Genomic DNA, 20778 nt, shown 5'->3' with positions numbered 1-20778 from the left:
CGATAGGTTCAAGCCAGGTTGTCGAGGCCCTTCTCGGCCATCGCCACGGCACGGAACAGCGCACGACGCTTGTTGAGCGTCTCGTGCCATTCGGCATCGGGGTCGGAATCGGCGACGATGCCACCGCCGGCCTGAACGTGCAGCTCGCCATCCTTGAGCACCGCGGTACGGATGGCGATCGCCATGTCCATGTTGCCGTGCCAGGAGAGATAGCCCACCGCGCCGGAATAGACACCGCGCTTGACTGGCTCGAGTTCGTCGATCACTTCAAGAGCGCGAATCTTGGGCGCGCCGGAGAGCGTGCCTGCCGGGAAGGTCGCCCGCAGCACGTCCATCGCCGACATCCCCTGGCGCAGCTTGCCGGTGACGTTGGAGACGATATGCATGACGTGGGAATAGCGCTCGATCGCCATCTTGTCGGTGAGTTCGACGGTACCGACCTGACTGATGCGACCGATGTCGTTGCGCCCCAGGTCGATCAGCATCAGATGTTCGGCGATCTCCTTGGGATCGGAGAGCAGCTCCTCTTCCAGCGCTTTGTCCTCCTCTTCGGTGGCGCCACGCGGACGGGTGCCGGCGATCGGCCGCACGGTGACCTCGTCGCCCTCCAGCCGGGTCAGGATCTCCGGTGAGGAACCGATCACGTGGTGATCGTCGAGGTTGAGGAAGAACATGTAGGGCGACGGGTTGAGGCTGCGCAGCGCGCGATAGAGATCCAGCGGCGGAGCCTGATACGGAATCGACATGCGCTGCGAAGGCACGCACTGCATCAGATCCCCCGCCAGCACGTACTCCTTGATCTTGGCAACCGCATCCTTGTAGCCCTGCTCGCTGAAACTGGCATGAAAGTCGTCTTCGGCGACATCCGCCCGTCCGGTTCCCGGACTCAGCGTATTGAAGGTGGCGCTGCGCAGCTTCAGTTCCAGCGTCTCGAGCCGCTCGACGGCGTTGTCGTAGGCGTGAGGCGTTTCCGGGTCGGCGTGAGTCCACAGCTGCAGACGGCCGGAAAGGTTGTCGAAGACGACCAGATCGTCGCAGACCATCAGCAGGATGTCCGGAACGCCGATCGGATCCGGCTTGTCGGCGGCCTGCCTGGTGCGCAGACGCGGCTCGATGTAGCGGATCGTGTCGTAGCCGAAATAGCCGACCAGGCCACCATCGAAGCGCGGCTGGTCGTCGAGATCCGGTACCTTGAAGCGGGACTGGAATTGCTCGATCCAGCTCAGCGGATCCTCGACTTCGGTGACACCCTGCTGCTCGCCGTTGATGATGTGATAAACGGTGAAGCCGCGCACCTCGATGCGCTCACGGCATGGCAGGCCGATGATCGAATAACGGCCCCATTTTTCGCCGCCCTGCACCGATTCGAGCAGGAAGGTCCAGGGCGAGTCGGCCAGCTTGAGATAGGTGGAAAGCGGCGTATCCAGATCGGCCAGCACCTCGCGGGTGACCGGAATACGGTTGTAGCCGGCTTGCGCCAGCTCGGCAAAGCGCTCGGGGGTCATCATCATGAGACCGGAACTCCAACAGTGAAATCAGCGATCGTGAGGGCGGCTGCGCAGGTAACGGCTGACAATCACCATCGCCAACGCTTGACGTGGCGCATCAAGGCGCTAGGGATGAAAAAGCGTTGGATATCCGGTCGCATGTCGAAGCTCGGTCGAATGTAGAACAGAAAAGGCACGGCAGGAAAACGAAATCGATGCCGGCTTGGCAGCGGTTCGGAAACCCTAAACGAGTTCCCTCAACGATTCAACCAGAGCATCCGGGTCGCTACGGGACACCGGTTCGCCATGATTGTAGCCGTAGGGAACGGCCAGCGTGCGGAACCCGGCGCGCTTGCCGGCCTCCACATCGTGGCGCGAATCCCCCACCATCAGGCAACGGGCGGGATCGACATCGAAATGCGCCGCCAGATGCAACAGCGGCGCCGGATGCGGCTTCTTCTCGGGCAACGAATCGCCGCCCAGGGTCATGGCGAAGAAGGTCCGCAGGGACAGCGCCTCGAGGATCGGGTCGATGAACGCCTTGGGCTTGTTGGTGATCAGCGTGAGGATCAACCCCTGTGCGTGCAATGCCTCCAGCGCTTCGCGCACGCCCGGGAATACCCGTGTGCGCTCGCAAGGTGCGGCGTGATAGTGGGCCAAGAAGCGTTCGTGGGCCGCATCGAGCGCCGAGGCGTCAGGGACACGCTCGAGCGCGAACGCCAATGCCCGTTCGACCAGCTTGCGTGAGCCATTGCCCACCCAATCGCGCACCTTCGCCTCCCCCACCGGCGCCAAGCCGTGATCACCCAGCATGGCGTCCACCGCCGCCGCCAGATCGGGAACGGAGTCGATCAGCGTACCGTCGAGATCGAAGGCGACGAGACGAATGTCGTGAAGCATGGGGTGCATGACGAAATCCTTGATCCGGAGGCGCGTTGGCGCACACCTTACCATGATGGCGGGTGCGTAAGTTTACGTCGTGGACGGGTGCCAAGCGCCAGCGAACGGCGTATCCTATCCGGCAATCTTTCGTCGGATCGACGGGTGCCCCTTTTCGTGACCGCGCAGTCCCATAGTGTCGTCCCTCATTCGCCCACGTCTACTCTCACTGTGCCCGCGCCACGCCACGGTCAGCCTCCCGGGTTTCCTCGCCTTTCGATTCGACGATTCACCGTCTTCACCCTTCCTTTTCGCACTATTCGATTTTTCACTTCCGATTGGAGAGATTCCCCATGACCACTCCGCGCATCGTCGTGGTCGGTGGCGGCGCCGGCGGGCTCGAACTGGCGACCCGTTTGGGTCGCAAGCTCGGCAAACGCCAACGCGCCGACATCGTCCTGGTCGACCGCAACCCGACCCACATCTGGAAGCCACTGCTACACGAGATCGCCACCGGCACCCTCGACTCCGGCCTCGACGAAGTTTCCTACCAGGGCCACTCGAAGCACAACGGCTACCGCTTCCAGCGCGGCACGCTGAGCGACATCGACCGCGAGGCGCGCACCATCACGCTGGAAGCGATCCTCGACAGCGACGGTGTGGTGATACTGCCGGCTCGCCAGATCGAATACGACTACCTGGTGCTCGCGGTCGGCAGCGTTTCCAACGACTTCGGCACGCCGGGCGTGGCCAAGCATTGCCACTTCATCGACAGCCCGCAGCAGGCGGAAAGCTTCCGCCGCAACATGCTCAACACCTTCCTGCGCTACAGCGATCCGGAACGCCGCGTGCATCCCAAGCTGACCGTGGGCCTGGTCGGCGCCGGCGCGACCGGGGTCGAATTGGCCGCCGAACTGTTCGGCGCTTCGCGCATGCTGCACAGCTATGGCTTCACCGCGCTGGACAGCGGCAAGCTGGAAGTCCACCTGATCGAGGCGGCGCCGCGCATTCTGCCCGCACTGCCGGAGCGCATCAGTCGGGCCGTTCATGGTGAACTGGAGCGCCTCGGGGTCAAGATCCACGTCGACACCCGCGTCACCGAGGCCAATGCCGAAGGCTTCGTCACCGCCGACGGCACATCGCTGGAAACCGACCTGAGCGTCTGGGCCGCCGGCATTCGCGCGCCGTCGTTTTTGTCCGAATTGGGGCTTTCGACCGAGCGCAACCACCAGATCAAGGTCAACCAGACACTGCAGAGCATCGACGACGAGCGCATCTTTGCCTTCGGTGACTGCGCCTCCTGCCCGCAGCCCGACGACAAACGCGTCCCGCCCCGGGCCCAGGCCGCCCACCAGCAGGCCAGCCTGCTGTACCACAACCTGCGCGCGGCGCTCGATGGCAAACCGTTGAAGCCGTTCGTGTTCCACGACCGCGGCTCGCTGATCTCGCTGGCCCACTTCGAAGCGGTCGGCAGCTTGATGCGCGGCGCTTCGGCGCGCAGTCTGTTCATCGAAGGCCGGCTGGCGAAGTTGTTCTACGCTTCCCTCTATCGCATGCACCAGATGGCGATTCACGGCATCTTCAAGACCGGAATGACCGTGATCGTCGACGGCCTGAACCGTTACCTGCGCCCGAAGATGAAGCTTCACTGATTGCGACCAAGAGCCCGTTCACGGTCTCGCGAGCTAGAGTCAAACTAGGCGAAAACGGCTTGGGACACGGAGTTTACATCGGGGTAAATGAGTATTCCGAAGTCGTTTTCAACAACGTTTGGCCGACGCGCAGCAGATTGTGGACAGGCTCTTAGGCAAGCCCACGGAGAAATAACATGGAACGTTTCTACAACGCCCCCGACACTGTCGTCGACGAGATACTGAATGCCGTGGCGACCACCGCCCCACTGCGGATTGCCGAGCCCGAGAGCGGCCTGCGCATCCTGATCCGGCGGGATTGGGACAAGCAAAACCAAGGGCAGCGCCAGGTGGCGGTACTCTCCGGCGGCGGCGCGGGTCACGAGCCGGCCCACGCCGGCTATATCGGCGCCGGCATGCTCACCGGAGCGATCTCCGGCAGCCTGTTCGCCTCGCCCAGCGTCGAGGCGGTGCTCGCCGCCATTCGCGAGGTCTGTGGCGAGGCAGGCTGCCTGCTGGTGGTCAAGAACTATACCGGCGATCGTCTCAATTTCGGCCTGGCCGCGGAACGCGCCCGGGGAGAGGGTTTGAAGGTGGCCATGGTGATCGTCGCCGACGATGTCGCGCTGCCGGATTCGCCCCAGCCACGCGGGATCGCCGGCACCGTGCTGGTACACAAGCTCACCGGCTATCTCGCCGAACAGGAAACACCACTCGAAAAGATACAACAGCGCGCCGAAGCCTTCTGCCGGCGCATGGGGTCGCTGGGCATGGCGCTGAGACCCGCCGCGCAGCCGGGGCAGCCCACCGCCGAGCGTTCACCGGAACTCGGGCTCGGCATCCATAACGAAAGCGGCACCCGGGAGGTCGCCCCCCAGGATGCCGATGCAGCGATGCAACTGGTGCTCGAACCGCTGCGTGACGCCCTCGCCGACCGTCATCTCGACGCGCCCTGGATCGCCGTGCTCAACAATCTCGGCAGTTGCTCCACCCAGGAGATGGGCGTGCTCGCCGCCAGCCTGCTGCGCCAGTTGGGCATCGAGCAGGTGACGCATCTGATCGGTCCCGCGCCGCTGATGACCTCGCTCGACATGCACGGGTTTTCGGTCACGCTGCTGTCATCCGACGACGACATCGTCACCGCGCTGGACGCACCGACCAGCGCTCCCGGCTGGCCGGGCCTGCGACCGGCAAACCGACCCGACACCTTCAGCGCGGATACGCATCAGGATCACGAAGCGCTGGCCGACGACGCACCGCAGGACGACACCAATGTCCGCACGCTGGAACGCGTGATCGATACGCTGCGTCAGGCACGCGAGGCGCTCGACGAGCTGGACGCCAGGAGTGGCGACGGCGACGCCGGCGCCAGCATGCAAAGCGGCGCGGAGGCGATTGCCAAGGCACTCGCCGCCAAACGCCTCAATACCGCTGCCCTGCCGCAACTGTTCACCGGCATCGGCCAGTTGCTGTCGCGCGACATGGGCGGCTCCAGCGGCGTGCTGCTGTCGATCCTGTTCACCGCCGCCGGTGCCTCCCTCGATCAGCGTGGCGAACTCAACGCCGCGCTCGCCGAGGGCGTCGAGCGCATGCAGGCCTACGGTGGCGCCAGGCCCGGCGATCGCACCATGCTCGATGCGCTGATTCCCGCGGTCGACGCATTGAAGCGTGGCGAAACGCTTGCCCAGGCCGCCCAGGCCGCGCGTGACGGCGCCCAGGCCACGGCAACGCTGACCCGCGCCAATGCCGGCCGCTCCGCCTATGTACCGGAAAGCGCGCTCAAGGGCGTGGTCGATCCCGGCGCCGAGGCGGTGGCAAGAGTGTTCGAGGCGCTGGCCAAATCTGGTTGAGTCACGCCGCGTATGAGCCGATGCGGCCCACCACGATCGAATGAGCCACCCCGACGCCTTCTGGCCCGCGCTGAACTGCGATGCCTAAGCCGGGTCTTGTGACATGGATGTCACAAGAGGCACGCCCGGACAGGGATGTCCTTGCGCGCCGACCCGAAGCGCAAGACATCGCTGTTCAGGGTTTCGTGGGCCAGCGGCGTCAATCAAGAGGGGGAGCGCGAGGGGGCGAGCGTTAAGCCCCCTCGCAGTCACAAGCGATACGATCGTTAAAGCGCCATCAGTCGTAAGATGAAACCATTGAAATTCGTTGCCTTGCCAGGTGAGGCAGCCAGACAACCCCAATACTCAGTCAAAGCTTGCTCGCGGCCACCAATCCGGCAGCAGCGCCTGCGCCTCGCGCCGCGTAAACCGATCGTCCAGCAGATGAATGATCCCTTCGTCGGTGCCGGAACGAATCACGCGGCCGGCGGCCTGGACCACCTTCTGCATGCCGGGAAAGAAGTAGGCGTAGTCATAGCCTCGGCCGTAGAGCGCCTGCAATCGGGCACGCATCTGCTCGTTGACCGGGTTGACCTGCGGCAGCCCAAGCGTGGCGACGAAGGCGCCGATCAGGCGCTCGCCCGGCAGGTCGATCCCCTCGCCGAAGATCCCGCCGAGCACGGCGAAACCGATACCCTCGCCGCCAGTTTCGAAACGCGCCAGGAACGCCTCGCGGGCGGCGTCGTCCATGCGCGCCGCCTGACGCCACAGCGGCACGTCGGGATGGCGTTCGGACAGGCAGTCGGCGACCCGTTCGAGGTAGGCGAAGCTGGAAAAGAACGCCAGATAATTGCCGCGCCGGGCGCGAAACTGGGCCGCCAGCCGATCGGCGATCGGCGCCAGCGATGCCTCGCGGTCGGCGTAGCGGGTCGACAAGCGGGCCGCGACGCGCACCGCCAATTGGGAGTCATGGAACGGCGAGTCCAGCGACAGCCACGGCGCATCGGCGGGGACGCCGAGCAGATCACGATAGTAGCTTTCCGGCGCCAGCGTGGCGGAAAACAGCGTGCCGCCGCGAGCGGCGGCGAAACGCGGGGCCAGGAACGGCGCCGGCACCACGTTGCGCAGGGTCAACCTTGCCCCGGGGTTGCGTTGGCGTCCGCGTGGCGGTTGGCGTACCACGTCGCAGATCGAATGCTCGCCGAACACCTCGGCCACGCGGCAGAAGTGCTGGGCATCGAAGGAGAAACGCTGGAGTTCGCTGTCCAGCGCGATCGGCTGCTCGCTCTGGTAGTCGACGATGCGTGAAACCGCCTGCTGCAGTGCGGTGATCAGCTTGCCGGGCAAGGTTTCGAGTACGCGATAATCCTCCTCGTTCTCGTCGGCGAGTGCCTGCCATAGCGAGGCCACGCGTGACATCGGCCGCTTGAGCGGCGCCGGCAACGTCGGGCGCAGGCGTCGAAACGCCGCGTGATCGAGTTCGGCGCTGTACATCCCCCGGCCGCGCTCGACCAGATTGTGGGCCTCGTCCACCAGCACGCCGACCTGCCACTGCTGTTGCTGACTCAGCGCGTAGAGCATGGCGTGAAAATCGAACCAGTAGTTGACATCGCCGATCACCACATCGGCCCAGCGCGCCATCTCCTGGCCCAGGTAATAGGGACAGATACCGTGCTCGAGAGCCGTGTCGCGCAGTGCGGCGCGATCGAGCCAACCTCGCTTCACGGCCGCCGCACGCGCATCGGGCAAGCGATCGTAGAACCCCGCCGCCAGCGGACAGGAGTCGCCGTGACACGCCTTGTCCGGATGTTCGCACGCCTTGTCGCGGGCGGTCAGCGTCAGCACGCGCAGCGGCAACGGCCTGGTGTCGCCGGCTTCGTCACCTGCGGTGCCCAGCGAACGTAGCGCGTCGAGCGCCAGACGCTGGCCGGTATTGCGGGCGGTGAGGAAGAAAACCTTGTCCAGCGGCTCGCCCGGCATCGCCTTGAGCATCGGAAACAGCGTTCCCAGTGTCTTGCCGATCCCGGTCGGCGCCTGCAGCAGCAGCCAGCGCCGGGTATGCACCGCCTTGTAGACCGCTTCCGCCAGCGGCCGCTGGCCCCGGCGAAAACCGTCGAAGGGAAAGGCCAGCGCCTGCAGTGCGTTGTCGCGCCGACGCCGGTGCGCCAGTTCCTGCTGCGCCCAGGCCAGAAACGCCTGGCAGTGACGCTCGAAGACTTCCCGCAACGCATCCGCCGAGCAGACTTCGCTCAATGGCGTTTCCCGCTGGCTGACGATATCGAAGTAGACCAGCGTTACCGTCAGTTGCTCTAGCCCGCGCGCCTGGCACAGCAGATGAGCGTAGACCTTGGCCTGGGCCCAGTGCAGCGCGCGCTGATTGGCCGGTTGGCGCGAGAGATCGCCGCGATGGGTCTTGATCTCTTCGAGCCGATTGGCGCGCGGATCGAAACCGTCGGCGCGTCCCCGCACCTGGAGGTGGCCATATTCGCCGCTCAAGGCGATTTCACGTTCGTAGCCGTCGCCGCGACGTTCGGTCACGATCTGATGACCGGCGATGCCTTCCTGGGCCGACGGCGATGGCGTGAAGCGCAGGTCGAGATCGCCGGTCTTGGCGGCGAACTCGCACAGCGCGCGGACCGCGATCCGATAGCTCAAGGCGCGCTCCGGGCGGAAGTGTCGCCGTCGCCATGGGTGGCCGACGTCGCTTCCGGCTTCCAGCGCACGTAGCAGACACTGACCGGCATCGCGTGGGCGGCGCAGAATTCGAGCCAGCGTCGTTGATTGTCCTGCAATCGGTCGCCCGGCCCTTTCACTTCGATCATGCGATAGCGAGGTCCATCAATATCATCGTCCGGCCAGAACTGGATCAGGTCCGGCATGCCGGCGCGATTGGCGCGGATATCGCCGAGCAGACGCTCGAACCACAGCCGCAGATGGCTCGGCGGAATGCAGTGGAGGGCAAGCTCCAGTAGCGCTTCGTCGAGTCCTTCCCAGAACACGAACGGCGACTGGATTCCGAACTTCTGGTGAAAGCGCCGGCGGATGATATCGCGGTAGTCCTGTGTCGCTGGATTGCCGTCCTGCTGCAGACGGGCCAGGCAGTCGTCGAAGATCTCGCGGCGGCGGACATGGAAGTCCGCCTCGTGCAGATCGGCCGGCCCGACATGGAACGGATGAAAGAAGGCGCCCGGCAACGGCGCGAAGATCGCCTCCCAGCAGAGCAGGCCGAACAGCGCATTGATCAAGGTGTTCTCGACATAGTAGACCGGCGCCCGTGGCGTCGAGAGGTGGCGCGCGGCGGCCAGCTCGACGCTCGGTGATCGCGATAGTTCCAGATCGAGCCGGGGCGCCTCTGGCGCCGGGTCGGGCTTGCCTCGGGGCCGGCCGAGCTTGCGCTTGAGACGCGGCAGAATCCGCTCCAGGCATTGACTCTCGGCGGCATTGAACGGCGCTGCCGCGGCTTGCTCCGCGAGCTTCAATGCCGCTTCGAACCTGGTCTGCGACTCCAACACCCGCACTCGCCTGACGCGGGCCTCCGGTGCCGAACTTTCCTCATAGAGCGCCAGCGCCTGCGCCAGCTCGCCCTGGCGCTCGAGGCGATAAGCCAGCTTGTAGACCAGGCGACCGCGGCGGCGCTCCAGCCAGACGTTGTCGAAGGCGTCGCGCGGAATGTCCGGCAGCAACGTATCGAGCGGTTCCTGCGCCTCGAAGCGCTCGCGGCAGGCGTACAGACGATGGTAGGCCTCGAGTTCCCCGCGCCGGGAAAACGCCCGCGAAGCGGCATCCAGTTCCACGGTTTCGAAACGGTAGACGCCGAGATCGGCCAGCACGAATTCGGACCACTGCTGGCGCAGGTTGCCGAAGAACATCAGCCGAAACCGCTCGCACAAGGCATCGACACCGAGACGGTAGTGACGGTCGTCGCTCATCGGCAGCCAATCGGCGAAGGGGCGTGGCTCCCACGCTCGCGCCTGCAGCGCGGCAAGCCAGTCGTTCTTGCCACGACTCTTCGCCACCCCGGACTCGGCCAAGTCGGCGGAAAAACGCACGCCCAGCTCCGGCTTGGTGGTCAGTGCGAATAAGGCCTCCAGCGCCAATGGGGCGCCGTCCTCGACGAAGCCCGCTTCGATCAGCGGCGTGACGGCGACGGTCGGATCGCCGATCTCGGCATAAACCAGGCGGCTGGCACGGAAGTCGATGCCCTTGCGCATGACCATGCGCACCAGCAGCGCCTGGGAGGCTTGGGGCAGCGTTCCGAAGGTAGCGATGAAGGCGCGCTCGTCGGCGGCAAGAAGATCGGCGTAGCGAACCTTCAGCCAATCGAGAACGGTACGGAAGTTGACGAGATAGTAAAACGGATCGTCGAGCGTTGGCAGCGCCATGCAGTCGCCATGAGAGACACGAAAAGACTGATCAAGGATACAGGTTCATGAGGCCGTTGCCGAACCCCGATGTTACCCGTCCAGATCCGCCTTGAGCTCCTGCCACAGCCGACGGTAAGCCTGGGCCGCCCGGCTGCGCGGTGCCAGATCCGCCAGCGGCCGGCATTCCAGACTCATGCGCTCGACGTCACTGGCGTAGGGAATCCAGGTCCGCATCGGCTGGCCGATTTCGGCCGGGGGTGAGTCGATCCAGTCACGATGCAATGTGCGACGCCGGTCGACCAGATTGAAAAAGGGAAAAAGTCGCTCACGCTGACGCTTCTTGAGGTCGAGGTGATCGATCATGCGCGAATATGCCTGCACGGAGAGCGGGCTGGGAATGGTCGGCACTAGAATACGGTCGGCGGCACGGATCAGTTGCTCGGCCAGGGTCGACAGGCCCGGCGGACAGTCGAGCACCATCAGCGCGTACTCCTCGCTGAAAGGCTCGACCAGGCGCTTGAGATGCTTGTCGCCATCGGCCTTCTCCCCCAGGATGCGGTCGAGATCGCGCAGGCGGATGTCGGCGGGCAGCAGATCGAGTCGTTCCCACGCCGTATGCTGCACCTGCTCGCCCAACGGCGACTTGCCCGAGAGCAACTTGTCGACCTTGCGGCTCAAACGGCTCTCGCCGCCCAGAATCCAGGTGGAGGCGCCCTGGGCATCGAGATCCCAAACCAGCGTCGGCAAACCATTCCGGTTGGCTTCGCGGGCTAGGTTGACCGCCGCCGAGGTTTTACCGACGCCCCCTTTGAGGTTATGCAGCGCCACGACCTTCATACCATTGAATTCCTTGGTAAGTTTACGTTCGGAAATTCTACGCGCAGCGCTATCACCTTATGATGACATTATCGTGACAATCACTCGTCGTTAGGGAAGCGCTGAATAAATCGGCGAGCAGGATGAAGTGGGCGGCACTCCGTCGCAAGGCGCCCGGAGCGCAGCAACCGGAGCNNGGTATAGGTGAGGATTCGACCGGGCTGGCGCTCCAGCACCGCGTAACGCAGCGATTCGCCTGCGCAGCCATTTAGGCAGTGTTTCCTTAGCTTTTCTTTTGTCTGCCGACCAACCACTTCCGCTTCTCGACTGCGGATAACCGCTTGATCGCCGCTTCGAGCCGCAAGGCATCGCCATGTCCACCGACGCACTCGCAATGACGCAGCCTCAATGGCCCCTTGCCGCGCAACGATCGCGCCCCCTTGCCGCGAACGTGCTGGGCGAAGCGACGGGAGACGTCGGTGGTGACGCCGGTATAGAGCGCCCCGCTCGCGGTCTCGATCAGGTAGAGATACCACCGGGGTTCTGCCACCGCTGTGCCCGTCCCGCTCACGCAGCAACCATTACAGGCTTTCGAGGGCCGTGCGCATCTTGCCGATGACGCCATCGTAACGGTGCGGGTCATCGAGGCTGCGCGCCTTGAAGATCGCCGAGCCGGCGACGAAGGTATCGGCCCCGGCACGGGCGATCTCGGCGATGTTGTCGGGGCCGACACCACCATCGATCTCCAGGCGGATCGGCAGCCCGCTGGCATCGATGCGCCGTCGCGCCTGCCTCAGCTTGTCCAGTGCGGCGGGAATGAACGACTGGCCGCCGAAACCGGGGTTGACACTCATGATCAGGATCATGTCGACCTTGTCCATGACGTAGTCGAGATAGGAGAGCGGCGTCGCCGGGTTGAAGACGAGCCCGGACTTGCAGCCATGGCTGCGGATCAGTTGCAGCGAGCGGTCGATGTGCTCGGACGCTTCGGGATGAAACGTCACGTAGCTGGCGCCGGCATCGATGAAATCGCCGATCAGCCGATCCACCGGTTTGACCATCAGGTGACAATCGATTGGCGCGCTCACGCCATGCTTGCGCAGTGCCTCGCAGACCATCGGCCCGATGGTCAGGTTGGGCACGTAGTGATTGTCCATCACGTCGAAGTGAATGATATCGGCGCCCGAGGCCAGGACATCGTCGACTTCCTGTCCCAGGCAGGCGAAGTTGGCGGAGAGAATCGAAGGAGCAATCTTGAAGTTACGCATCAGCGGCGAATCCTTGCATTGAGGAAACACTGCTTAAATGACTGCACAGGCGAATCGCTGCNNCTCACCTATACCCCATAGGTTCCGGTTGCTGCGCTCCGTGCGCCTTGCACTTCATCCTGCTCGCCGATTTATTCAGCGCTTCCTTGAGTTTGAGCGGTTGCCGTCCATTCTAGCGTCCCTTGGCTGACGAGACGTAAAACAAAACGCCTCGCCGGCGGGACCGGCGAGGCGTCGTTCGCTCAGGATCTCGTCAATCCTGGAAATCGGGTTTGCTGCTCTCCAGGTCTTGCGGCAGATTTTCACGCACCTTGGCCACCTGGTCGGCGCTCACCTCGCCGCCGTGGTTGCCCCAGGCGCCGCGCACGAAGGTCGCCAGCTGGGCGGCTTCGTCGTCGGACAGCCGCCAGCCGAAGTCCGGCATCGCCAGCGCTTCCGGCTTGCCGGGCGTCGACGGCATCCGCGCCCCGGCCAGGATCACGTGGATCAGCCCGGTCGGATCGTCGGCGTTGACCAGTTCGTTGTCGACCAGTGACGGGAACGTCTGCGGCGCCCCTCGGCCGTTGGCGAAGTGGCAGGCGTTGCAGTTGTCCAGATAGAGCCGCGCGCCCGGCTTGTCGGCGACGTCGGCGGCGGTCAGCATCTGCTCGGTCTGCTCCGGCGTGGTCTCGCTCTGGGCCTCCTGCTCGTCGTCGGCACCACGCGATAGCGACTTGAGATATGCCGCAATCGCCTGCAGGTCATCGTCGCTCAAATACGAGGTGCTGTTGGCGACCACCGAGGTCATCTCGCCGGTCACGGCGCTATGATCGTTCCGCCCGGTCGCGAGATAATCGACGATGTCGTCGGCACTCCAATTCTGCAGACCACTGCCGCTGTCACCTCCGCCACGCAGATTGGGCGCCCACCAGCCGCCCAGCGTCTCGCCGGTCAGATAGGCGTCGTCGCTGTCGTCCAGCGCCTTCTCCTGGAACAACAGCCCACGCGGCGTATGGCAACTGCCGCAGTGGCCCAACCCCTGAACCAGATAGGCACCGCGGGCGAGCTGCTCGCTCTGCCCTGCTTTCGGTTCGAACGCTTCGGCGTCGGCGAACAGCCAGTTCCACAGGCCGATCCCCCAGCGCTGATTGAACGGAAAGCCGATGTCGCTCTCCTTCGCTTTCTCGGATACCGGCTCGACGCCCTGCATGAAGTAGGCGTAGAGCGCGTCGATGTCGTCGTCGCTGAGCTTGGCATAGGACGGGTACGGCATCGCCGGGTAGAGATTGGCGCCGTCGGCGCGCTTGCCTTCGCGCAGCGCCGCCGCGAACTGGTCCCGCGAATAGTTGCCGATGCCGGCGTCCGGATCCGGTGTGATGTTGGTCGAGATGATGGTGCCGAACGGGCTCTCGATCTCCAGGCCGCCGGCGAACGGCTTGCCGCCCGGCGCGGTATGACAGGCCACGCAGTCGCCGGCGCGAGCCAGGTACGCGCCGCGTTCGACTTCGGTCTGCTCGGCCGCCGTGGCGCTCGCCGCCACTCCCGCTAGGCCACAGCCAAGGAGCGCGGCCAGCCAATATCGATGGGTCATGATCGCTCTCCTCAGGCTTGAACCAAGGGTCCGGGATTGGGCAGGTACTGCTCGCGAATCGCCTTGGCCGCCCAGTAGGTCAGACCGCCGACCAGCCCGGTCGGGTTGTACTGAATGTTCTGCGGGAAGGCACTCGCGCCCATCACGAACACGTTGTGCACGTCCCAGGACTGCAGGTAGCGATTGAGCACGCTGGTCGAGGGATCGGTCCCCATGATCGCACCGCCGACGTTGTGGGTGGTCTGGTACGGGCGCACGTCGTACTGGGAGTCGAAGTCCTTGAACGACAGCTTGTAGTCGTCCGGGCCGAGTGCCTTGGACAGCACATCGATCTTCTGCTTCATGAACTGGGTCATGCGAACGTCGTTCGCCTTCCAGTTGAAGGTCATGCGCATCAGCGGGCGGCCGTAGTCGTCGGTGTAGTTCGGGTCGAGGTCCAGGTAGCAGTCACGGTAGGACATGTTGCTGCCGTGGGAACCGATGGTCATGGTATGGCCGTAGGACTCCTGCACCGCCTGCTTCCACTCCGCACCCCAACTCGGCGCGCCCTTCGGCAGCGGCATGTTGCGGATCGGCTGGCCATTGGTCATGGCGGCATTGAAATAGGAACCGCCGATGAAGCCTTCCTGACCGAAGTCGATCTGCTCGACGCCGAAGTCGTTGAGCGTCTCGCCATTGGCCCCGGCGCCGATGAACGGGTTGAACTCCTTGTCCTTGAAGTAAAGCGTCGCGCCGCCATTCATCTGGTAGGCATAGTTCTTGCCGACCACCCCCTCGCCGCTGATCGGGTCGTAAGGTTTACCGATACCGGATAACAGCAGCAAATGAACGTTGTGCAGCGAGTACGCTCCCAGGATCACCAGGTCGGCCGGCTGAATGACCTCGTCGCCGTTTTCGTCGATATAAGTCACGCCGGTCGCCTTCTTGCCGTCGCTGTCGAGGTTGACTTTCATCACCTCGCAGTTGGCGCGGTAGGCGAAGTTCTTGCGCTGCTTGAGTGCACCCAGCACGCAGGTCTGCGGCGACGACTTGGAGTAGTTGAGACAGCCGTAGCGTTCACAGAAACCGCAATAGTTGCACGGTGCCAGCTGCATGCCATAAGGGTTGGTATACGCCCCAGAGGAATTCGCCGCCGGCAGCGGGAACGGATGCAACCCTTGATCCTTGGCCATGTCGTGGAACAGGGTATCGTTGAGCGTTCGCGGCATCGGCGGTTGGGGATACTCGCTGGAGCGCCAGCCCTCGAACGGATTGCCACCTTCCTGAATTTCGCCATTCAGGTTCCCGGCCTTGCCGGAGATCCCGGCAACCTTCTCGAAGAAATCGAAATGCGGCTCGAGTTCATCGTAGCTGACGCCGAAATCCTGAATGGTCATCTCATCGGGGATGATGTCGCTGCCAAAAGCCTCCCCGACGTAACTCTTCAGCCGCAGCTCCTGCGGCTGCGGCCGCCAGGTATGGCCGTTCCAATGTGTACCGGCGCCACCGACGCCGTTACCCGGCAGGAACGACCCCAGACTGCGATAAGGCACCGCCGTGTCCTTGACCCCGTGGCGCACGGTCAGGGTGCTCTTGGCCGGACGCTGCATCAGCTGGTAGCGCACACCGTAGGTCAGTTCGTCGGCCATCTTGGGGTAGGCGAAGTCGGGAACGGTATCCTGATCCGGCCCGCGTTCCAGCGCCAGCACGCTCAAGCCCTCGTCGGTCAGCTCCATGCCCATGATCGAACTGGTCCAGCCCAGGCCGACCAGAACGACATCGACGTGCGGATTGGTCTTGGCCATGGTTTATCCCCTCTCGCCAGTGAGGCTGACCGGACCGAGCGGGTAAGCCTTGTTGTGTTGATCGACCCATTCGAGATAGGACGCGCGGGCACCCGGGAAGCCGATGAACTTCCACGCTGCCATGTGCTTGTTGCCGCCGTGGATCGGGTCGGCGAAATAACCCTCTTTGGTGTTCTGCAGCAGGAAGGCGAAGAACTGGCCGGAGGAGACATCGTCGAATTCGAGTTCGCCTTTCTCGAGTTGGGTCAGCACCTGCTCGCGGGTCTTTTCATCGAGCGCTGCGAAGTCGTTATCGTGATTGTCCTGGCAATACTGGCGCGTCGCGGCGATGCCCTTGCGATAGACCTCACGCGGCGTCAGCGGTGACTGATAGCCGAACAGCGACGAAACGTCGTCAAAGAACGGCCCTTTCATGTACCAGTCCGCTGCATGGCCGAATTTGCCTTCCATCTGCTTGTCGATGAAGATCGGCACGTTGGTTTCCAAAGCGCCCGGTCCCTCGCCGTCGCTCGGAATCAGACGGTCGCAGGCAGCCAGGATGAATTTCCATTCATCGGCATCGAAAAACGTCGGCTGGTAGTCGTTCAGGTCGGCGGGGGGTTCTGCGGCGGCGGCGGTCAGCGAAACGCCACTGCCCACGGTCACCGCCGGAATCATCATCAGGGAACCCTTGATGAAACCGCGACGGGACGCGTTCTCGAGCTCTGAGCTCATGATTATCTCCTTCACAGTCCGGGTGAAGCACAGCTTTCGGCTCGTTCTTGGTCGAGCCTTTGTCAGGCGGCGTCCGGGGAAGGTCTGAACACGCGCCGGTTTTCATCCGTCATTGGCGGTGCTCGCCGCGACGGTTTTTCTTTGCCACACCTGCGGCAAACTATCACACCTCGGAATGCTTAGCACGTGAACGAAAGCCGTAACTCGTTCTTTCTTCGGCTAGGTTTCTATAACTGGAAGCCAAGCACAACCACCTGAATCAAAGAGGATCCCGCATGCCCTGGCCCTGCTCTCGTCCTGTCAAGCACCGGTTCGTCACGTTACTGGCAACCCTGTGCATCACGGCGGCCTTCTCCGCCTGCGCGCTGGCCCAATCCGCCATTCTCGAGGGAGAGCGCTTCCATCCCGAAGTGGGCGAACACGGCATGGTCGCCACCAGCCACTATCTCGCCTCGCAGATCGCCCACGACGTGCTCGCCGACGGCGGCAATGCCGTCGACGCCGCCGTCACCGCCGGTTTTGCGCTGGCCGTGACCCAGCCCCGCTCCGGTAATATCGGCGGCGGCGGTTTCATGCTGATTTCGGATGAAAAGAGCGGCAAGGTCATCGCCATCGACTATCGCGAAAAGGCGCCTTCCAAGGCCTACGAGACGATGTTTCAGGATGAGGACGGCAATGCGGTCCCCGAGCTGTCGCGCTATACCCACAATGCCTCCGGCGTGCCGGGCACCGTGGCAGGCCTGGCACTGGCGCTGGACAAGTACGGCACGCTGAGTCTGGCCGAGGCGCTGGCGCCCGCCATCAAACTGGCCGACGAGGGATTCGTGATTCCGCCCCGCTTCGCCGAAGGCATTCGAGATGCTCGCGAACGCCTGGAAAAATGGGACTCCACGCGCAAGGTGTTCTTCAAGCCGGATGGCTCGCTCTACCGCGCCGGCGAGCGCTTCCGGCAACCGGACCTGGCGGCCACACTCAAGCGCATTGCCGAGCATGGCCCGCGTGAGTTCTATGAAGGCGAAACCGCCAAGCTGATCGTGGCCGAGATGCACAAGCATGATGCCCTGATGAGCGCCGAGGATCTGGCCAGCTATCAGCCGACGATTCGCGAGCCGGTGCATGGCACCTATCGCGGCTATGACGTCTACGCCATGAGCCCGCCCTCCTCCGGCGGCGCCCACATCGTGCAGATGCTCAATATTCTCGAGGGCTATGACATCGGCGCCATGGGCTTCAATTCGGCGCGTACCATTCACGTCATGAGCGAAGCGATGAAGCGCGCCTACGCCGACCGCGCCGAGTATCTTGGCGACACCGATTTCATCGACGTGCCGCTCGAGGGCATTACCTCGAAGGCCTACGCCGACGAACTGCGCAGCCAGATCGATCTCGACCGCGCCACGCCGAGCAGCGAGATCGCCGCCGGCAATCCGCTGCCTTACGAATCCAACGAGACCACGCATTTCTCGATCGCCGACGACAGCGGCCTAGCGGTCTCCAATACCTATACCATCAATTTCAGCTACGGCTCCGGCATCGTCGTCGACGGCGCCGGTTTCCTGCTCAACAACGAGATGGACGACTTCTCGGCCAAGCCCGGCACACCCAACGCCTATGGCCTGATCGGCGGCGAAGCCAACAAGATCGAACCGGAGAAACGCATGCTCTCCTCGATGACGCCGACCATCGTCAAGAAGGACGGCAAGAACTTCCTGATCACCGGCAGCCCCGGCGGCTCGCGCATCATCACCACCACGCTGCAGGTGGTGATGAACGTGATCGACCACGGCATGAACATCCAGAGCGCGGTCAGCGCGCCGCGCATTCACGACCAGTGGCTGCCCGACGAGATTCGCATCGAGGATGGCATCAGCCCGGACACCGTCGCCCTGCTCGAGGCGATGGGACACAAGGTCAGCCGGCAGGAGGCGATGGGCGCGGCGCAGTCGATCCTGATCGGGGACGACGGCACCTTCACCGGTGGCGCCGATCCACGGCGTTCGACCTCTTCCGCCATGGGGCTGTGATGTCCATTCAGGACGCCGCCGGTGGCGGCCACCCTACGGGGCCGCCATGTACGCTCGGGATCCGGTTGAAATATTTCCGGCCACCCATAGTTATTAAGTCGTTTTGGATATCGGAGCCGGTCTCGATGAGCCCAGCCAAGCCACCGGAACCTGCCGCGACCGAGACTGCCTTGTTTCTGGATTTCGATGGGACACTGGTACCTCTCGCCGCGCATCCGGATGCAGTAACCTTGCCCCCTCGCCAACGCCGCCTGTTGAGCGAATGCCATGCTCTCTGGGAAGGAGCCGTCGCACTCGTCAGCGGAAGACATCTCCAGGATCTCGAACACCTCACCACACCGTTGCCCATGACACTGGTCGGCTGCCATGGCGCACAATGGCGAACCTTCGACGGCAATCGCCATGCTCTGAAACGCGAGCATCATGACGCCTCGCGCATCGCAACAGTCCTCGGCGAGTTCTGCGACCGCCACCCCGGAACCTTCTTCGAAGACAAAACCTACGCCTTTGCGCTGCACTACCGGCAAGCGCCGCAATGCCAGGATGCTTGCCGCGACATCATGCATCGTCTGCAGCAGGCGCATGGCAGGCATTACACGCTCAGCGAAGGCAAGTGCCTGTTGGAGTTGCGTCAGGCGGGCTGCCACAAGGGGCGCGCCATCGAAGCGTTGCTCGAAACGCCCCCTTTCCGGGACCGCACGCCGATTTTCATTGGCGACGACAGCACGGACGAGGACGCCTTCCCCATAGTCAACGCACACAACGGCATCTCCATCCGCGTGGGAAAGACCGTCGGAAGCAAGGCCCGATATCATCTGAACAGCGTGGAGGAAGTTCTGACATGGCTGGAATCCCTGTTGTCGACTCAGTCACGTTGAACCATCTCCAACACCGATTCGATATCGCATTCGAACCCAACGGAGGGAGGAGAAGAATCATGAGAGACCTCGTCATCGTTTCCAATCGCGTCTCGGTGCCTCAGGCGGGGCGGCAGCAGGCGGGTGGCCTCGCGGTTGCCATCAACAATGCACTTGCCAGCCATGGAGGCATCTGGTTCGGCTGGAATGGGGAAGTCAGCGATGCGCGGGAAAGTGCACGTTGCACGCAACGTGGCAACGTCACCTATGCCACCCTGCCACTGCAACAACGAGAACATGATGAATACTATCTGGGCTTTTCCAACGAAGTGCTGTGGCCGATCTTTCATCTAAACCTCGGCGCCATGAACTTTCACCGCCGCTTCGCCGAGACCTACTACGCCACCAACGAGCGATTTGCCAGTGAGATTACCCCGCTACTCAAGGGCAACGAACTGATCTGGGTGCATGATTACCACCTGATCCCGCTAGGCAATGCGCTGCGTCGTCGCGACGTCGACACACCGATCGGCTTCTTTTTGCATATCCCTTTTCCCAGCGCGGAGTTGCTGCGCTGCATTCCCGGCCACAAGCGACTGCTGATGCAGTTTCTCGACTATGACCTGCTGGGTTTCCAGACACCGCGCGACCAGGAGTCCTTCCGCGACGCGGCGACACGCATTCTCGGCGCCACGGTCAAGGGAAACGTACTGTTCCACGGCGACCGCCGGGTGCGTCTGGGAACCTATCCCGTGGGGGTGGATGTCGACACGCTGCAGCAAGAATCCCAGCATAGCGAGACCAAGCGAACCCTCATGAATCTACGCGCATCGCTCGGCCACTGTGCGTTGATTGCCGGCGCCGACCGACTCGATTACTCCAAGGGTCTATCCATGCGTCTGGGTGCCATCCAGGAACTGCTCGAACACTACCCCGAGTATCGACGCAAGGTACTGTATACCCAGGTCGCCAGTCCCTCACGCTGCGCGATCAATGAATACGATGAGCTGCGCCAGAAACTCGAAACCCAGGCGGGCCATATCAACGGGCTTTATTCGGATCTCGGCTGGGCGCCGGTCCACTACATCAACAAGACCTACCCTCGAGCGGTACTGATGGGACTTTTCCGTGCCGCTCGAGTAGGCTTGGTGACCCCTGTGCGCGACGGCATGAACCTGGTGTGCAAGGAGTTCGTCGCGGCTCAGGATCCGCAGGACCCCGGCGTCCTGGTGCTGAGCGAATTCGCCGGCGCGGCACAGGAGCTGGATGGCGCCTTGCTGGTCAATCCCTATGATCCGCATACCATCACCCAGGCACTTCATCAGGCGTTGCAGATGCCGCAGGAAGAACGCCGGCAACGCCATGCGAGCATGCTGAAGAATCTCACCCACAATAGTCTCACCCAGTGGTGGCAACGTTTCGTCGAGGATCTTCGATACACGCTCCCGCACGCTCTATCCACGTTGCCTCCTGCCCGAAGAAGCATCATCAACGGCTGAGCGAGACAGCGATTCGCCGAATTCCAAGTCAGCGGTGCGGAGCTAGCCTCCGACAG

Annotated in this window: 15 protein-coding genes; 5 read left to right on the top strand and 10 right to left on the bottom strand. The window is 63.4% G+C overall.

Features of this window, described 5'->3' with window-relative positions; translation table 11 throughout:
* Nucleotides 1-8: 8 nt before the first annotated feature.
* Both trpE and DOM57_RS06665 read right to left on the bottom strand, forming a co-directional pair.
* On the bottom strand, nucleotides 9-1505 hold the full coding sequence (trpE, locus tag DOM57_RS06670; protein WP_110648483.1) for an anthranilate synthase component I: 1497 nt from the start codon (nucleotides 1503-1505) through the stop codon (nucleotides 9-11).
* 225 nt (nucleotides 1506-1730) lie between these two features.
* A complete protein-coding gene (locus tag DOM57_RS06665) occupies nucleotides 1731-2396 on the bottom strand; it encodes a phosphoglycolate phosphatase (RefSeq protein ID WP_110648454.1) in 666 nt (221 codons plus the stop codon).
* Between the two features lie 323 nt (nucleotides 2397-2719).
* Here DOM57_RS06665 and DOM57_RS06660 point away from each other — a divergent pair, with 323 nt between their 5' ends.
* Together DOM57_RS06660 and DOM57_RS06655 are read left to right on the top strand one after the other, a co-directional pair.
* Nucleotides 2720-4018, top strand: a complete 1299-nt coding sequence (locus DOM57_RS06660) for an NAD(P)/FAD-dependent oxidoreductase (RefSeq protein ID WP_110648453.1) — start codon at nucleotides 2720-2722, stop codon at nucleotides 4016-4018.
* 176 nt (nucleotides 4019-4194) lie between these two features.
* Nucleotides 4195-5847 carry a dihydroxyacetone kinase subunit DhaK gene (locus tag DOM57_RS06655; RefSeq protein ID WP_110648452.1) on the top strand — a complete coding sequence of 551 codons (1653 nt, stop codon included), beginning with the start codon at nucleotides 4195-4197 and terminating at the stop codon, nucleotides 5845-5847.
* A 345-nt stretch (nucleotides 5848-6192) separates the two neighbouring features.
* On the opposite strand, the gene DOM57_RS06650 is transcribed toward DOM57_RS06655, so the two are convergent.
* The 8 genes from DOM57_RS06650 to DOM57_RS06615 form a co-directional block, all read right to left on the bottom strand.
* On the bottom strand, nucleotides 6193-8481 hold the full coding sequence (locus DOM57_RS06650; RefSeq protein WP_110648451.1) for an ATP-dependent DNA helicase: 2289 nt from the start codon (nucleotides 8479-8481) through the stop codon (nucleotides 6193-6195).
* Nucleotides 8478-10208, bottom strand: a complete 1731-nt coding sequence (locus tag DOM57_RS06645; RefSeq protein WP_110648450.1) for a VRR-NUC domain-containing protein — start codon at nucleotides 10206-10208, stop codon at nucleotides 8478-8480. The genes DOM57_RS06650 and DOM57_RS06645 overlap by 4 nt, the downstream gene beginning before the upstream one ends.
* 72 nt (nucleotides 10209-10280) lie before the next feature.
* Nucleotides 10281-11027 (bottom strand): ParA family protein, encoded by a 747-nt coding sequence (locus DOM57_RS06640; RefSeq protein WP_110648449.1) that lies wholly within the window; start codon nucleotides 11025-11027, stop codon nucleotides 10281-10283.
* A gap of 262 nt (nucleotides 11028-11289) precedes the next feature.
* Nucleotides 11290-11556 (bottom strand): GIY-YIG nuclease family protein, encoded by a 267-nt coding sequence (locus tag DOM57_RS06635; RefSeq protein ID WP_239496138.1) that lies wholly within the window; start codon nucleotides 11554-11556, stop codon nucleotides 11290-11292.
* A 31-nt stretch (nucleotides 11557-11587) separates the two neighbouring features.
* Entirely contained in the window at nucleotides 11588-12274 is a 687-nt protein-coding gene (gene rpe, locus DOM57_RS06630) for a ribulose-phosphate 3-epimerase (RefSeq protein ID WP_110648447.1), read from the bottom strand.
* A gap of 253 nt (nucleotides 12275-12527) precedes the next feature.
* Nucleotides 12528-13844 carry a c-type cytochrome gene (locus DOM57_RS06625; RefSeq protein ID WP_110648446.1) on the bottom strand — a complete coding sequence of 439 codons (1317 nt, stop codon included), beginning with the start codon at nucleotides 13842-13844 and terminating at the stop codon, nucleotides 12528-12530.
* 11 nt (nucleotides 13845-13855) lie between these two features.
* A complete protein-coding gene (locus DOM57_RS06620) occupies nucleotides 13856-15628 on the bottom strand; it encodes a GMC family oxidoreductase (protein ID WP_110648445.1) in 1773 nt (590 codons plus the stop codon).
* Between the two features lie 3 nt (nucleotides 15629-15631).
* Nucleotides 15632-16342, bottom strand: a complete 711-nt coding sequence (locus tag DOM57_RS06615) for a gluconate 2-dehydrogenase subunit 3 family protein (RefSeq protein WP_110648444.1) — start codon at nucleotides 16340-16342, stop codon at nucleotides 15632-15634.
* A gap of 275 nt (nucleotides 16343-16617) precedes the next feature.
* On the opposite strand from DOM57_RS06615, the gene ggt reads away from it, so the two are divergent.
* The 3 genes from ggt to DOM57_RS06600 all read left to right on the top strand — a co-directional run bounded on the left by ggt (nucleotide 16618) and on the right by DOM57_RS06600 (nucleotide 20722).
* Complete coding sequence (ggt, locus tag DOM57_RS06610; protein WP_110648443.1) at nucleotides 16618-18366, top strand: gamma-glutamyltransferase; 1749 nt, start codon at nucleotides 16618-16620, stop codon at nucleotides 18364-18366.
* A 170-nt stretch (nucleotides 18367-18536) separates the two neighbouring features.
* On the top strand, nucleotides 18537-19244 hold the full coding sequence (gene otsB, locus DOM57_RS06605) for a trehalose-phosphatase (RefSeq protein ID WP_162619464.1): 708 nt from the start codon (nucleotides 18537-18539) through the stop codon (nucleotides 19242-19244).
* 59 nt (nucleotides 19245-19303) lie between these two features.
* Nucleotides 19304-20722 carry an alpha,alpha-trehalose-phosphate synthase (UDP-forming) gene (locus tag DOM57_RS06600; protein ID WP_110648441.1) on the top strand — a complete coding sequence of 473 codons (1419 nt, stop codon included), beginning with the start codon at nucleotides 19304-19306 and terminating at the stop codon, nucleotides 20720-20722.
* The last annotated feature ends 56 nt before the right edge of the window (nucleotides 20723-20778 follow it).

This window comes from Salinicola peritrichatus, assembly GCF_003206715.1.
Classification (GTDB): domain Bacteria; phylum Pseudomonadota; class Gammaproteobacteria; order Pseudomonadales; family Halomonadaceae; genus Salinicola; species Salinicola peritrichatus.
Note: the sequence above shows the minus strand (reverse complement) of the source record. Positions and strands in the feature narration are given on the sequence as shown.

Bases quoted from the DNA above. Each gene is read 5' to 3' on its own strand.
- DOM57_RS06640 (WP_110648449.1), bottom strand. From the start codon at position 11,027: ATGAAGGTCGTGGCGCTGCATAACCTCAAAGGGGGCGTCGGTAAAACC.
- ggt (WP_110648443.1), top strand. From the start codon at position 16,618: ATGCCCTGGCCCTGCTCTCGTCCTGTCAAGCACCGGTTCGTCACGTTA.
- DOM57_RS06625 (WP_110648446.1), bottom strand. From the start codon at position 13,844: ATGACCCATCGATATTGGCTGGCCGCGCTCCTTGGCTGTGGCCTAGCG.
- DOM57_RS06615 (WP_110648444.1), bottom strand. From the start codon at position 16,342: ATGAGCTCAGAGCTCGAGAACGCGTCCCGTCGCGGTTTCATCAAGGGT.
- DOM57_RS06660 (WP_110648453.1), top strand. From the start codon at position 2,720: ATGACCACTCCGCGCATCGTCGTGGTCGGTGGCGGCGCCGGCGGGCTC.
- rpe (WP_110648447.1), bottom strand. From the start codon at position 12,274: ATGCGTAACTTCAAGATTGCTCCTTCGATTCTCTCCGCCAACTTCGCC.
- DOM57_RS06620 (WP_110648445.1), bottom strand. From the start codon at position 15,628: ATGGCCAAGACCAATCCGCACGTCGATGTCGTTCTGGTCGGCCTGGGC.
- trpE (WP_110648483.1), bottom strand. From the start codon at position 1,505: ATGACCCCCGAGCGCTTTGCCGAGCTGGCGCAAGCCGGCTACAACCGT.
- DOM57_RS06655 (WP_110648452.1), top strand. From the start codon at position 4,195: ATGGAACGTTTCTACAACGCCCCCGACACTGTCGTCGACGAGATACTG.
- DOM57_RS06665 (WP_110648454.1), bottom strand. From the start codon at position 2,396: ATGCACCCCATGCTTCACGACATTCGTCTCGTCGCCTTCGATCTCGAC.
- DOM57_RS06600 (WP_110648441.1), top strand. From the start codon at position 19,304: ATGAGAGACCTCGTCATCGTTTCCAATCGCGTCTCGGTGCCTCAGGCG.
- DOM57_RS06645 (WP_110648450.1), bottom strand. From the start codon at position 10,208: ATGGCGCTGCCAACGCTCGACGATCCGTTTTACTATCTCGTCAACTTC.